Raw genomic sequence first — 13,471 nt, forward strand, 5'->3', positions numbered from 1 at the left:
TTGGGTTGGCTCGCGCCCTGCCCCTATAATCGAACCACTTTGTTTGTGGAGTCCGTTATGCCGAATCTACGTCTCGCCGATCTGACCGCCGAAATCGAAAACAACGTGCGCCGTGCGTTGCTCGAAGACGTCGGCAGCGGCGACATCACCGCGCAACTGATCCCGGCCGAACGCCTGGCCAAAGCCACCATCATCACCCGTGACGACGCCGTCATCTGCGGCACCGCGTGGGTCGATGCGGTGTTTCGCCAGCTCGATCCGCGCGTGGCGGTGCATTGGCAAGTGGTCGACGGCCAGCGGGTCAAAGCCAATCAGCCGCTGTTTCACCTCGAAGGCCCGGCGCGCTCACTGCTGACCGGTGAACGCAGCGCATTGAACTTCCTGCAGTTGCTGTCTGGCGTGGCGACGCGCGCGCAGTACCTGGCAGACTTCGTCGGCGAGACGCAGGTCAAGTTGCTCGACACCCGCAAAACCCTGCCCGGCCTGCGTCTGGCACAGAAATATGCGGTGACCTGCGGCGGCTGCCACAACCATCGCATCGGTCTCTACGACGCCTTCCTGATCAAGGAAAACCACATCGCCGCCAGTGGTGGCATCGCCGAAGCCGTGGCCGCCGCACACAAGATCGCCCCGGGCAAACCGGTGGAGATCGAAGTGGAAAGTCTTGAAGAGCTGAAGCAGGCGCTGGAAGCCGGCGCCGACATCATCATGCTCGACGAACTGAGCCTGGACGACATGCGCGAAGCCGTGCGCCTGACCGCCGGCAAGGCGAAACTGGAAGCCAGCGGCGGCATCAACGAAAGCACGCTGCTGCCGATCGCCGAAACGGGCGTGGATTACATTTCGATCGGTGCGATGACCAAGGATGTCAAAGCAGTGGACCTGTCGATGAGACTCAGTCTCTGAGCTACAAGCTACAAGCTACAAGCTGAGCGATTCTGCTTTTACTTGTAGCTTGCAGCTTGAAACTTGAAGCTGCTTTCAAACGACGAGATTGTTCATCTCGCAGTACTCTTCCCACTCGACACCCAATACTTCCGCCGCTTCCTTGTGCAGCACGAGGCGCTGCGCCTCGAACTCCTCCGGCGTGCTCGTGTACTTGAGGGTCAGCTCCCACGGCTGCAAGCCCTGCGCTTCGGCTTCATCTTCGAAGGCCCACTGGATCTGGTCTTTCTGATCATCGGGACTCAGGTCCTTGATCTCTTCCTTCAGGTCCGGCACATCCAGAAGGTATTTTTCCAGCGCTTGTTCGTGGCGTTGCTCTTGGGTCAATTCAGTCATGGGGTTCTCGCTGATCTTAGGAATGGAGGATGGATCTGGATCATCAAGGATCTCTCTGACGCGGACTGGCCGGCCTTCGGAACCATTCGGGATCATCTGAAAACTGCTAAGCGGTGCTCATGCAGGCACCGAATATAGGACGTTTGCATGACGAATTACACGGCTCTTTACATCTCTTGCACAAAAAGCTGACCTGCGGAACATGTATCGACGTGGCGCGCTGAGGAGTTGGTGCCCGAGACAGGAATCGAACCTGCGACCTTCGCGTTACGAGTGCGCTGCTCTACCGGCTGAGCTACACGGGCGGTGGGCTAAACCTAGCACCGGTCTCGAGCTGCGGCAAATTTGTGGGTTGCCTGATGGTTTCTTTTGAGAACTACAATTTCTTTATTTCAAATAAAAAAATACCCCCGCCGTTTGCACGGCGGGGGCATCTTCATTGCGCTAAAGCGTTGGGGTGATTAAACGCCCGAAGCCTTGGCAGCTGCCACGTCTTTGATGGACAGCTTGATACGGCCGCGGTTGTCCACGTCCAGTACTAGCACTTCCACTTCCTGACCTTCTTTCAGAATGTCGGTGACTTTCTCTACGCGAGCGTCGCTCAGCATCGAGATGTGCACCAGACCGTCCTTGCCCGGCAGGATGTTGACGAATGCGCCGAAGTCGACGATGCGCTCAACCTTGCCGACGTAGATCTTGCCGATCTCGGCTTCTGCAGTGATGCTCAGAACGCGCTGACGCGCTGCTTCTGCGGCATCCTTGGTTTCGCCGAAGATCTTGATCGAGCCGTCGTCTTCGATGTCGATCGAAGCCTTGGTTTCTTCGCAGATCGCACGGATGGTCGCGCCACCTTTACCGATAACGTCACGGATTTTGTCGGTGTCGATCTTCATCGCGATCATGGTCGGAGCGTTGGCCGACAGTTCGGTACGCGACTGGCCAATGATCTGGTTCATCTGGCCGAGGATGTTCAGGCGCGCTTCAAGGGCCTGGCCCAGAGCGATTTCCATGATCTCTTCGGTGATGCCCTTGATCTTGATGTCCATCTGCAGTGCGGTAACGCCTTTGGCGGTACCGGCTACCTTGAAGTCCATGTCGCCCAGGTGATCTTCGTCGCCGAGGATGTCGGTCAGGACGGCGAACTTCTCGCCTTCTTTAACCAGACCCATGGCGATACCGGCCACCGGTGCTTTCATCGGTACACCAGCGTCCATCAGTGCCAGGGAAGCACCGCACACGGAAGCCATCGAGCTCGAACCGTTGGATTCGGTGATTTCCGACACCACGCGGATGGTGTACGGGAACACGTCAGCGGCTGGCAGCATGGCCGAAACCGAACGACGGGCCAGACGGCCGTGACCGATTTCGCGACGACCGGCGCCACCCATGCGACCACACTCGCCTACCGAGAACGGCGGGAAGTTGTAGTGCAGCATGAACGGGTCTTTCTTTTCGCCTTCCAGGGTGTCCAGCAGTTGTGCGTCACGGGCGGTACCCAGTGTTGCCACAACCAGCGCCTGGGTTTCGCCACGGGTGAACAGTGCCGAACCGTGAGTCTTCGGCAGAACGCCGACTTCGATGTTCAGCGGACGTACAGTCTTGGTGTCGCGGCCGTCGATACGTGGCTTGCCGTTAACGATGTTTTCGCGAACGGTGCGGTATTCGATTTCGCCGAAGGCGGCTTTGACTTCAGCAGCGCTTGGCTGGCCTTCTTCACCGGACAGCTTGGCAACCACCTGGTCCTTCAGCTCACCCAGGCGAGCGTAACGGTCGGCCTTGATGGTGATGGTGTAAGCCTGGGAGATCGCTTCGCCGAACTCGGCGCGGATAGCGCCCAGCAGTTCGGTGGCTTCTGGTGCAGGAGCCCAGTTCCAAGTTGGCTTGGCGGCTTCGGCAGCCAGTTCCTTCACAGCGTTGATCACAACCTGGAATTCGTCGTGAGCGAACAGTACCGCGCCCAGCATCTGGTCTTCGGTCAGCTCTTTGGCTTCCGATTCAACCATCAGCACGGCGTCGGAAGTACCGGCAACGACCATGTCCAGGCTCGAAGCGGCCTGCTGCTCGTAAGTCGGGTTCAGCAGGTAGCCGGTGCTTTCGTGGAAAGCCACGCGAGCGGCGCCGATCGGGCCGTCGAACGGAATGCCGGAAATGGCCAGGGCAGCAGAGGTACCGATCATCGCAGCGATGTCCGGATCGGTCTTCTTACTGGTGGAAACGACGGTGCAGACAACCTGCACTTCGTTCATGAAGCCTTCTGGGAACAGCGGACGGATCGGACGGTCGATCAGTCGGGAAGTCAGGGTTTCTTTCTCGGAAGGACGGCCTTCACGCTTGAAGAAACCGCCAGGGATCTTACCGGCAGCGTAAGTCTTCTCCTGGTAATGAACGGACAGAGGGAAGAAGCCCTTGCCCGGATCGGCTTGCTTTGCACCGACAACAGTCACCAACACGCTGACGTCGTCGTCAACGGTGACCAATACTGCGCCGGAGGCCTGACGGGCGATACGGCCTGTCTCGAGGGTAACGGTCGATTGACCGAACTGGAATTTTTTGATTACCGGGTTCACGGTGTCCTACCTTCTTTGTGGCTCTTGGGGGAAACGGTTTCTTGCGAATTCTTGGGCAATCTCGGGAATCGGCCCGATGGCAATTGTCCGGGTGCTACAGGTAAAGCCATGCTGCAGATAAAACTTGAGGCTGGGAGCCTGCAAGGCGCCAGCGGAAAACCGCTGACGCCCGACAGACCACCAACCTCATAGCGCAATCGCTGATTAGCGACGCAGACCCAGGCGAGCGATCAGCGCGGCGTACCGGCTTACGTCCTTGCCTTTCAGGTAGTCCAGCAGCTTGCGACGCTGGTTAACCATGCGGATCAGACCACGACGGGAGTGGTGATCTTTACCGTTGGCCTTGAAGTGACCTTGCAGTTTGTTGATGTTGGCGGTCAGCAGTGCAACCTGCACTTCTGGCGAACCAGTGTCACCAACAGCTTGCTGGTAGTCAGCAACGATTTGAGCTTTTTCTTGAACGTCGAGAGCCATGAGGCAATCCTTCCTTATCAGGAAACTGTTTCAGGGAAACAGCTTCAACAGGCCAGGGACAAATCCCTGTATCTATAAATGAGTAGTGACCATGCCTGTTAACAGCCACACTCGCCGGCCCGCTTAACGCAGACCGGTTCCGGTCATTCTGACCGAATCAAGCGACGCGGCGCGATGCGCCCGTCTTCGCTCACTTCACCGATACCGATGAAGCGACCATTGTGATCCTGTACCCGCACCATGCCGAACTTCGGTGCATCCGGGGCACGTACTGGCTGGCCGTTGAGCCAGTAGAACGCGCTCGCTTCCGAGAAGTGCAGCAGCGGCCAATCCTGCAGGCCGCTGTCCGATGGCATCAGGAAGCGATCGACCGCTTCATTGCCGCCTTCGGCATGTACCGCTTCCAGCTCTTCGAGGGTCACGGTCTGTGCCAGGGTGAAAGGCCCGGCCTGGGTCCGGCGCAATTCTGCGACGTACGCACCACAACCGAGTTGCCCACCAATATCCTCCACCAGGGTACGAATATAGGTGCCCTTGCTGCAGTCCACCGCAAGCCGCGCAGTATCGCCTTCGAAGGCCAGCAATTCCAAGCGCGCAATAGTAACAGAACGCGGTTCGCGCTCCACTACTTCGCCTGCACGTGCCAGTTTGTACAGCGGCTGGCCATCACGCTTGAGTGCCGAGTACATCGGCGGTATCTGACTGATTTGCCCGCGAAATTTCGGCAGGACCGCTTCGACATCGGCGCGACCAACGGTCACCGGACGTTCCTGCAAAACCTCACCTTCGGCATCGGCCGTGGTGGTGGTCTTGCCCAGTTGCGCCAGGGTCTCGTAGCCCTTGTCGGAATCGAGCAGGTATTGCGAGAACTTGGTCGCCTCGCCGAAGCACAGCGGCAACACGCCGGTGGCCAACGGGTCGAGGCTGCCGGTGTGCCCGGCCTTCTCGGCATTGAGCAGCCAGCGCACCTTCTGCAAGGCAGCGTTGGAGGTGAACCCCAATGGCTTGTCGAGCAGGATGATGCCGCTGACGTTACGACGGATACGTTTGACCTGAGCCACCGAATTACTCCTTGGTGTCTTCAGGTGCTGGAGCGGCAACGTGCTGATTGTCTTCAGCCACGGCGCGCTCGATCAATGCCGACAGGTGCGCGCCACGCACGACGGATTCGTCGTAGTGGAAGTGCAATTGCGGCACGCTGCGCAGCTTCATTTCGCGGGCCAATTGCATACGCAGGAAGCCTGCGGCGGCATTGAGCACCTTGATGCTTTGCGCGATGTCTTCAGCGTTGTCCTGACCCATCACGGTGATGAAAATCTTCGCGTGACCGACGTCACGGGACACTTCCACAGCGGTGATGGTGACCAGGCCGACGCGCGGGTCTTTGACTTCGCGACGGATCAGTTGCGCCAGCTCGCGCTGCATCTGATCGCCGATACGTTGGGTACGGCTGTATTCTTTTGCCATGATTTGTTACCTGTTACTGCCCAGCGGTGAAACCCGCAAGGTCTGAAAGCGGCAAACGCCCGGCCTGACAAAAGCCAGACCGGGCGTTGCGTTTAGAGTCCGGACGCTGTGCCGTGCATTTGCATGCTACGGCCCAACGTGGCCCTTGAAGTGCGCGAGTCAGAGGCTGCGAGCAACCTGAACCTTCTCGAAGACTTCGATCTTGTCGCCGACTTTGACGTCGTTGTAGCTCTTCACGCCGATACCGCATTCCATGCCGGCACGTACTTCGGAAGCGTCATCCTTGAAGCGGCGCAGGGATTCCAGCTCGCCTTCGAAGATAACGATGTCTTCACGCAGTACACGGATCGGACGGTTACGGTGCACGACACCTTCGATCACCATGCAACCGGCGATCGCGCCAAACTTCGGCGAACGGAACACGTCACGCACTTCGGCCACACCCAGGATGTTCTCGCGAACATCGCTGCCGAGCATGCCGGTCAGGGCTTTCTTGACGTCTTCGATGATGTCGTAGATCACGTTGTAGTAACGCATATCCAGACCTTCCTGCTCGACGATCTTGCGAGCGCCGGCATCGGCACGCACGTTGAAGCCGAACAGTACAGCGTTGGAAGCCAGTGCCAGGTTGGCGTCGGATTCGGTGATACCACCGACACCGCCACCCACGACGCGCACTTGTACTTCGTCGTTGCCCAGGCCATTCAAGGCACCGTTCAACGCTTCCAGCGAACCACGGACGTCGGATTTGAGGACGATGTTGAGCGTCTTCTTCTCGGCCTGACCCATGTTTTCGAAGATGTTTTCCAGCTTGCCGGCGTGAGCGCGAGCCAGTTTGACTTCGCGGAACTTGCCTTGACGGAACAGAGCCACTTCACGGGCTTTCTTCTCGTCGGCAACCACGCTCATCTCGTCGCCAGCGTCCGGGGTACCGTCCAGGCCGAGGATCTCGACAGGGATGGATGGACCGGCTTCCTTGATTGGCTTGCCGTTCTCGTCGAGCATGGCACGTACACGGCCGTAGTTCGAACCGACCAGGACCATGTCGCCTTGACGCAGCGTACCGTCCTGAACCAGCACGGTTGCTACCGGGCCACGACCCTTGTCGAGACGCGATTCAACCACCACACCACGGCCAGGAGCCGACGGAGTAGCTTTCAGTTCGAGAACTTCGGCCTGCAGCAGAACGGCTTCAAGCAGCTCGTCCACGCCAGTACCCATCTTCGCCGAAACCGGTACGAATGGCGTGTCGCCACCCCAGTCTTCGGAAGTCACGCCGTGAACCGACAGCTCGCTGCGGATGCGATCGAGATCGGCGCCCGGCTTGTCGATCTTGTTCACTGCTACCACCAGCGGCACGCCAGCTGCCTGAGCATGCTGAACCGCTTCGATGGTTTGCGGCATCACGCCGTCGTCCGCTGCAACCACGAGGATCACGATGTCGGTCGCCTTGGCACCACGGGCACGCATTGCGGTAAACGCAGCGTGACCCGGGGTGTCGAGGAAAGTGACCATGCCGCGATCAGTCTCAACGTGGTATGCACCGATGTGCTGGGTGATACCGCCGGCTTCGCCAGCAGCTACCTTGGCACGACGGATGTAGTCGAGCAGGGAAGTCTTACCGTGGTCAACGTGGCCCATTACGGTCACGACTGGTGCACGGGAGAACGACTCACCTTCAAACTTCAGGGACTCGGCCAGGGAATCTTCCAGAGCGGTGTCGCTGACCAGGGTCACTTTGTGGCCCAGTTCTTCGGCTACCAGTTGAGCAGTTTCCTGATCAAGCACCTGGTTGATGGTCGCTGGGGTACCCAGTTTGAACATGAACTTGATGATTTCGGCCGCTTTGACCGACATCTGGTTGGCCAGATCGCCAACCGTGATGGTCTCGCCGATCTGCACATCACGCACGACAGGGCCGGTCGGGCTCTGGAAACCGTGGGCGTTGCGCTTCTTCAGCTTGGCCTTGCCGCGACCACCACGACGGAAGCCATCGCTTTCTTCGTCGGTAGTACGTGGTGCCACACGTGGCGCCGGGGCTTTTTCTTTGACCGATGCGCGATGCGGAGCGTTTTTGCGCTCGCCATCACCGCCACCGCTGCGACGATTGTTGTCGTCGGCACGTGGTTTGTCCGGACGGCGCTGTTCGTTCTGCTTGTTGCGAACGTCAGCCGACGGAGCAGGAGCAGCAGCCACTACCGGTGCGCTTTCGCGAACAGGTTCGGCAGCGGCAGCCGGCGCCGCAACGGCGTCGCTGGCAGCGGTTTGCGCAGCAGCAGGCTGGCGACGCGCTTCTTCTTCGGCGCGTTGCTTGGCTTCTTCTTCAGCCTTCTGACGGGCAGCATTTTCTACTGCGCGACGCTCATCCAGTTCACGCTTGCGCTCGGCTTCGATTTCTTCCGGGCTGCGCTGCACGAAAACTTTCTTCTTGCGAACTTCAACGCTGATGCTCTTGCTACCAGCCACACGCAGGGTGCTGGTGGTTTTACGCTGCAGCGTGATTTTGCGTGGTTCTTCCACTTTCGCCTTGTGACTGCTCTTCAAGTGAGTCAGCAGGGATTGCTTCTCACTGTCAGTCACATTTTCGTCGGCGGCGGTGTGCGGCAGACCTGCCTCACGCATCTGCTGCAACAGGCGCTCTACCGGTGTTTTGACCTCATCGGCCAGTTGTTTCACCGTGACTTGCGTCATGCACTTCTCTCCTCAGGCCGCGCCTAATTACTCGAACCAGTGGGCTCGGGCGGCCATGATCAACTTGCCGGCACGATCATCGTCAATGCCGTCGATGTCGAGCAGGTCGTCAATAGACTGCTCGGCCAGGTCTTCGCGGGTAATTACGCCGCGCACCGCCAGTTCCATCGCCAAATCCTTGTCCATACCCTCAAGCGAGAGCAGGTCTTCGGCCGGATGGGCGTCTGCCAGCTTTTCCTCAGTAGCGATGGCTTTGGTCAACAAGCGATCCTTGGCGCGAGCACGAAGCTCGTTGACGATGTCCTCGTCAAAGCCGTCGATGTTGAGCATCTCCTCCACCGGTACGTAGGCAATCTCTTCCAGGCTGGTGAAGCCTTCATCTACCAGCACCTGTGCCAGCTCTTCGTCGACTTCCAGCTCGTCGATGAAGTTGCGCAGGATGTCGCCGGTTTCTGCTTGCTGCTTAGCCTGGATGTCCGATTCGGTCATCACGTTCAGGGTCCAGCCAGTCAACTGGCTCGCCAGACGCACGTTCTGACCACCGCGACCGATGGCCTGAGCCAGATTGTCTGCGCCAACGGCGATGTCCATGGCATGGGCATCTTCGTCAACGATAATTGCCGCAACCTCGGCCGGGGACATGGCGTTGATCACGAACTGGGCCGGGTTGTCGTCCCACAGCACGATATCAACACGCTCACCGCCCAACTCACCCGATACCGCCTGGACGCGCGAACCGCGCATACCGATGCAGGCACCTTGCGGGTCGATGCGTTTGTCCTTGGAGCGGACGGCGATCTTGGCACGCGAACCCGGATCACGGGAGGCGGCCATGACCTCGATGAGGCCTTCGGCGATTTCCGGCACTTCGATACGGAACAGCTCGATCAGCATTTCCGGCGCGGTACGCGACAGGATCAGCTGCGGGCCGCGGTTCTCGGTGCGGATTTCCTTGAGCAGCGCACGCAGACGCACGCCGACACGGAAGGTTTCGCGAGAAATGATGTCTTCACGGGCCAGCAACGCTTCAGCGTTGTTGCCCAGATCGACGATCACGTTGTCGCGGGTGACTTTTTTCACGGTGCCGGAGATGATTTCTCCCAAGCGCTCGCGATAGGCGTCAACCACTTGAGCGCGCTCGGCTTCGCGAACTTTCTGCACGATGACCTGCTTGGCAGTCTGTGCAGCGATGCGGCCGAACTCGATGGATTCGATTTTCTCTTCGACGACGTCACCGACCTTGGCGCCAGGATGCGTTTCGGCAACCTTGCTTGGCCAGGTCTCGATGGCCGGATCGTCGAGATCATTCTCTTCGACGACCGTCCAGCGACGGAAGGTTTCGTAGGCACCGGTGTGGCGGTTGATTTCCACACGCAGGTCCACTTCGTCTTCAAAACGCTTTTTGGTAGCAGTGGCCAGAGCCAGCTCCAGCGCTTCAAAAATTACGCTTGCCGGTACACCCTTTTCATTGGATACCGACTCAACAACCAGCAGTACTTCTTTGCTCATCGTACGCCTCGCCTTTCGCAAGCCATTGGATCCGCGGGATCCGCGTCTCAGTCAAAACTGGGAATAATGTTGGCCTTGTCGATCATATCGATCGGCAACAGGAACTCGTGGTCTTCTACCTGCACCACGACGTCCTGCTCTTCTACACCGCGCAGAAGGCCCTGAAAGTTGCGTCGACCTTCGAAAGGCGAGCGCAGCTTGATCTTCACTTGTTCACCGGCAAATTTGGCAAACTGCTCAAGAGTGAACAGCGGGCGCTCCATGCCAGGCGAGGAAACTTCAAGGGTGTATTCAACAGCGATTGGATCTTCAACATCCAGAACACCGCTGATCTGACGGCTGACAATGGCGCAATCGTCCACCAGCACGCCACCCTCTTTATCGATATAAACGCGCAACATCGAGTGACGACCCTGAGCCGAAAACTCGATACCCCAGCATTCATAGCCCAGGGCCACGACCACCGGGGCCAGCAAGGCCTGCAACTCTTCTAGCTTGCTCGACACCTGAACCCCCTAGTGCATGATATGTGCATGCTTTGCAAAATAAAAAAATGGGCATAACGCCCATCCTTGAAACGCCGTCGAACAGCGGCGTTGAAAGTATCCAGCTAACAAAAAGCCCCTTAAAAGGGGCTCCTAAAACTGGTTGCGGGGGCCGGATTTGAACCGACGACCTTCGGGTTATGAGCCCGACGAGCTACCAGACTGCTCCACCCCGCGACAAAGCTGGGGCGGAAGTATACGACCGATCCCTTTTAGGGTCAATGTAACCTTCCACCTGCAAGAAAGCCCGCAACAGCGGGCTCTCCTGACTAATTGGTACCGAGAAGGGGACTCGAACCCCTACACCCTATGGGCACAACCACCTCAAGGTTGCGTGTCTACCAATTCCACCACCTCGGCAATACTACGTTTGAAACCCTTCTTACTTCTGCTCTTGAGCTGGAGGCACGTCAGTCGCTGGAGTAGCCGACTTTTGCTCTTGAAGCACCGGGACATCATCAGAAGCCGGTTGTTGCTTAGGCACTTCCAACACTGCTGGATCTGGAAGACCTGCTTGAGTCAGCTGATGAGCTTTCTCTTTAGCAAAGTAACCTAACCCCAAGCTGGTTATGAAGAAACCGGCGGCAAGTATAGCAGTAAACTTACTAAGAAAGGTAGAGGAACCTTGGCTTCCGAACACAGTATTTGAAGCACCTGCTCCGAAAGACGCGCCAGCGTCCGCACCCTTACCCTGCTGCAGCAAAACCAGAGCAACTACGCCCAATGCACCCAGCAGATGAAAAACGACTACGACTGTTTCCAGCATTTTTTCAGTTTCCCGCGGCGCGACAGATCGCACCGAACTCATCTGCATTCAGGGAAGCTCCACCAATGAGCCCCCCATCGATATCCGGCATGCCGAACAGTTCGACCGCATTGGCCGCCTTCACGCTGCCGCCGTATAGAAGCCGCACACCTCGTGCGACTTCAGAATTCTCTGCCGCCAACTGCTCGCGAATGGCTTTATGCACATCCTGAGCCTGTTGCGGCGTTGCAGTCAGCCCGGTACCAATGGCCCAGACCGGCTCGTATGCAATCACTGCCTTGGCAAAGGCACCGACACCCAGCTCCTCGATGATGCTGCCCAGCTGACGCCCGACAATCTCAAGAGTTTTTCCGGCTTCGCGCTGCTCGAGGGTTTCCCCTACACACAACACCGGAATCAAGCCACATGCCTGTGCCGCTGCGAACTTGCGATTCAGCATCCCGTCTCGCTCGCCGAGAATCTGGCGGCGTTCGGAGTGCCCGACAAGCACCAGGGAACAACCTGCATCCACCAGTTGGCTGGGAGCAATCTCACCAGTCAACGCACCTTGCATGGCTTCCACCGCAGAATTCTGCGCGCCGACCGAAATCGACTTGCCTTTCAAGCCATCAATCACTTGATTGATATACAAGCAAGGCGGGAACACCGCGACATCAACACCGCTTGGCAAGGCCAGATGACGAAGGCCGTTGATCAGCTCAGCGACGCTGGCGCGGGTACCGTGCATCTTCCAGTTACCAGCTACCATAGGGCGACGCATGCTGTACCTCGTCGGTCAAAGTGGGCGCAGATGTTACCCAACACAATCATGGCTTGCAAGCCGTATCAGGCAGAAACTTCGGTTACCAGTTTTGCCAGCTCTTCGGCATAGCCGCGAACCTGGTTTTCGTCCTCGCCTTCGACCATTACGCGCACCAGAGGCTCTGTGCCGGACTTGCGCAGAAGCACGCGACCGCGCCCCGCCATCGCCTGAGTGACACGGGCACTGGCTTCCTTGACAGCCGGATGCTCCAGCGGACTTTCACCGCCGCCAAAGCGAACGTTGATCAGCACCTGAGGGCACTTGCGCAGCGCCTGGCGCGTTTGCGCCAGACCTTCGTTGCGGGATTTCAGAGCCATCAACACCTGCAGAGCCGCGATGATCGCGTCGCCCGTGGTGGTGTGGTTGAAGCAGACCACATGCCCGGAGTTTTCCCCACCAACGAGCCAGTTGCGCTCTTGCAGTTCGGCAATCACGTAGCGGTCACCGACATTGGCGCGAACGAACGGGATCGACAGATCCGCAAGGGCCAGTTCGAGACCAAGATTGCTCATCAACGTACCGACGACGCCACCCTGCAACTTGCCACGCTCATGCAGATCGCGGGCAATGATAAACAGCAGGTCGTCACCATCAACAATGGCGCCGGTGTGATCGACCATCAATACCCGATCACCATCACCATCGAAGGCGATACCCAGGTCCGCATGCTCGGCCAGAACGGCGGCCTGCAACGGCCCCATATGCGTGGAACCGCAGTTATCGTTGATGTTCAGCCCGTTCGGCTGAGCAGACAGCACGACAACTTCGGCACCCAGCTCACGGAAGACGCTCGGCGCGACCTTATAGGTAGCACCGTGGGCACAGTCGATGACGATTTTCAGACCGGCGAAATTGGTCCCGGTAGGCACGCTGCTTTTGCAGAACTCAATGTAGCGACCCGATGCGTCATTGATTCGCGACACTTTACCGATCTTGCTCGACTCGACGACGGTCATTGGCGTATCGAGCAACTCTTCGATCATCAGCTCCAATTCATCGGGCAGCTTGGTGCCTTTGCCGGAGAAGAACTTGATGCCGTTGTCATCATGCGGGTTGTGCGATGCACTGATCACGATACCGGCTTCAGCCTGGAACGTCCGCGAAAGATAGGCGATGGCCGGCGTCGGCATCGGGCCGAGCAGCATCACATCGGCACCCGCCGAGGTCAGCCCGGCCTCGAGTGCCGATTCGAACATATAACCGGAGATCCGCGTGTCCTTGCCGACCAGCACCTTGCAAGCACCCATCTTGCGGAAAGCCATACCAGCCGCCCAGCCAAGCTTGAGCATGAAGTCAGGCGTGATCGGGTATTCACCAACGCGACCGCGAATGCCGTCGGTACCAAAATATTTCTTGCTCATAAGTGCTC

General features: G+C 58.3%; 12 protein-coding genes and 3 tRNA genes. 1 reads left to right on the forward strand and 14 read right to left on the reverse strand.

Annotation, left to right across the window (positions count from 1 at the left end):
- Positions 1 to 57: 57 nt before the first annotated feature.
- Entirely contained in the window at positions 58 to 906 is an 849-nt protein-coding gene (gene nadC / locus KVG85_RS16455; RefSeq protein ID WP_016771747.1) for a carboxylating nicotinate-nucleotide diphosphorylase, read from the forward strand.
- A 75-nt stretch (positions 907 to 981) separates the two neighbouring features.
- Here nadC and KVG85_RS16460 read toward each other — a convergent pair whose 3' ends face one another.
- From KVG85_RS16460 to glmM, 14 genes are all read right to left on the reverse strand, one after another.
- A complete protein-coding gene (locus KVG85_RS16460; protein WP_024011573.1) occupies positions 982 to 1,281 on the reverse strand; it encodes a DUF6388 family protein in 300 nt (99 codons plus the stop codon).
- Between the two features lie 229 nt (positions 1,282 to 1,510).
- Positions 1,511 to 1,586: transfer RNA gene (locus KVG85_RS16465), tRNA-Thr, on the reverse strand.
- Positions 1,587 to 1,742: 156 nt separating this feature from the next.
- Positions 1,743 to 3,848 carry a polyribonucleotide nucleotidyltransferase gene (gene pnp, locus KVG85_RS16470; protein WP_024011572.1) on the reverse strand — a complete coding sequence of 702 codons (2,106 nt, stop codon included), beginning with the start codon at positions 3,846 to 3,848 and terminating at the stop codon, positions 1,743 to 1,745.
- Positions 3,849 to 4,052: 204 nt separating this feature from the next.
- Entirely contained in the window at positions 4,053 to 4,322 is a 270-nt protein-coding gene (gene rpsO / locus KVG85_RS16475; RefSeq protein ID WP_016771751.1) for a 30S ribosomal protein S15, read from the reverse strand.
- Positions 4,323 to 4,465: 143 nt separating this feature from the next.
- Complete coding sequence (gene truB, locus KVG85_RS16480; RefSeq protein ID WP_217864381.1) at positions 4,466 to 5,383, reverse strand: tRNA pseudouridine(55) synthase TruB; 918 nt, start codon at positions 5,381 to 5,383, stop codon at positions 4,466 to 4,468.
- A 4-nt stretch (positions 5,384 to 5,387) separates the two neighbouring features.
- Entirely contained in the window at positions 5,388 to 5,789 is a 402-nt protein-coding gene (gene rbfA, locus KVG85_RS16485) for a 30S ribosome-binding factor RbfA (RefSeq protein ID WP_016771753.1), read from the reverse strand.
- A 159-nt stretch (positions 5,790 to 5,948) separates the two neighbouring features.
- Entirely contained in the window at positions 5,949 to 8,480 is a 2,532-nt protein-coding gene (gene infB, locus KVG85_RS16490; protein ID WP_042608863.1) for a translation initiation factor IF-2, read from the reverse strand.
- Positions 8,481 to 8,507: 27 nt separating this feature from the next.
- A complete protein-coding gene (gene nusA, locus KVG85_RS16495; protein ID WP_186618636.1) occupies positions 8,508 to 9,989 on the reverse strand; it encodes a transcription termination factor NusA in 1,482 nt (493 codons plus the stop codon).
- Positions 9,990 to 10,036: 47 nt separating this feature from the next.
- Positions 10,037 to 10,495 carry a ribosome maturation factor RimP gene (rimP, locus tag KVG85_RS16500; protein WP_007993601.1) on the reverse strand — a complete coding sequence of 153 codons (459 nt, stop codon included), beginning with the start codon at positions 10,493 to 10,495 and terminating at the stop codon, positions 10,037 to 10,039.
- A gap of 139 nt (positions 10,496 to 10,634) precedes the next feature.
- Positions 10,635 to 10,711, reverse strand: a tRNA-Met gene (locus tag KVG85_RS16505).
- Between the two features lie 97 nt (positions 10,712 to 10,808).
- A tRNA-Leu gene (locus KVG85_RS16510) sits at positions 10,809 to 10,894 on the reverse strand.
- A gap of 22 nt (positions 10,895 to 10,916) precedes the next feature.
- On the reverse strand, positions 10,917 to 11,300 hold the full coding sequence (gene secG, locus KVG85_RS16515) for a preprotein translocase subunit SecG (protein WP_016771756.1): 384 nt from the start codon (positions 11,298 to 11,300) through the stop codon (positions 10,917 to 10,919).
- A 4-nt stretch (positions 11,301 to 11,304) separates the two neighbouring features.
- Positions 11,305 to 12,060 (reverse strand): triose-phosphate isomerase, encoded by a 756-nt coding sequence (gene tpiA, locus KVG85_RS16520; protein ID WP_217864382.1) that lies wholly within the window; start codon positions 12,058 to 12,060, stop codon positions 11,305 to 11,307.
- Positions 12,061 to 12,125: 65 nt separating this feature from the next.
- The gene (gene glmM, locus KVG85_RS16525; RefSeq protein ID WP_110603491.1) at positions 12,126 to 13,463 is read right to left on the reverse strand and encodes a phosphoglucosamine mutase; all 1,338 of its coding nucleotides are present in this window, start codon (positions 13,461 to 13,463) and stop codon (positions 12,126 to 12,128) included.
- Positions 13,464 to 13,471 lie beyond the last annotated feature (8 nt).

The organism is Pseudomonas triticicola (genome assembly GCF_019145375.1).
In the GTDB taxonomy this organism is placed as follows: domain Bacteria; phylum Pseudomonadota; class Gammaproteobacteria; order Pseudomonadales; family Pseudomonadaceae; genus Aquipseudomonas; species Aquipseudomonas triticicola.

What these genes read in the sequence shown, in the direction of transcription:
- nadC (WP_016771747.1), top strand. Translation starts at nt 58, where the DNA reads ATGCCGAATCTACGTCTCGCCGATCTGACCGCCGAAATCGAAAACAAC.
- KVG85_RS16460 (WP_024011573.1), bottom strand. Translation starts at nt 1,281, where the DNA reads ATGACTGAATTGACCCAAGAGCAACGCCACGAACAAGCGCTGGAAAAA.
- rpsO (WP_016771751.1), bottom strand. Translation starts at nt 4,322, where the DNA reads ATGGCTCTCGACGTTCAAGAAAAAGCTCAAATCGTTGCTGACTACCAG.
- rbfA (WP_016771753.1), bottom strand. Translation starts at nt 5,789, where the DNA reads ATGGCAAAAGAATACAGCCGTACCCAACGTATCGGCGATCAGATGCAG.
- infB (WP_042608863.1), bottom strand. Translation starts at nt 8,480, where the DNA reads ATGACGCAAGTCACGGTGAAACAACTGGCCGATGAGGTCAAAACACCG.
- nusA (WP_186618636.1), bottom strand. Translation starts at nt 9,989, where the DNA reads ATGAGCAAAGAAGTACTGCTGGTTGTTGAGTCGGTATCCAATGAAAAG.
- secG (WP_016771756.1), bottom strand. Translation starts at nt 11,300, where the DNA reads ATGCTGGAAACAGTCGTAGTCGTTTTTCATCTGCTGGGTGCATTGGGC.
- tpiA (WP_217864382.1), bottom strand. Translation starts at nt 12,060, where the DNA reads ATGCGTCGCCCTATGGTAGCTGGTAACTGGAAGATGCACGGTACCCGC.
- glmM (WP_110603491.1), bottom strand. Translation starts at nt 13,463, where the DNA reads ATGAGCAAGAAATATTTTGGTACCGACGGCATTCGCGGTCGCGTTGGT.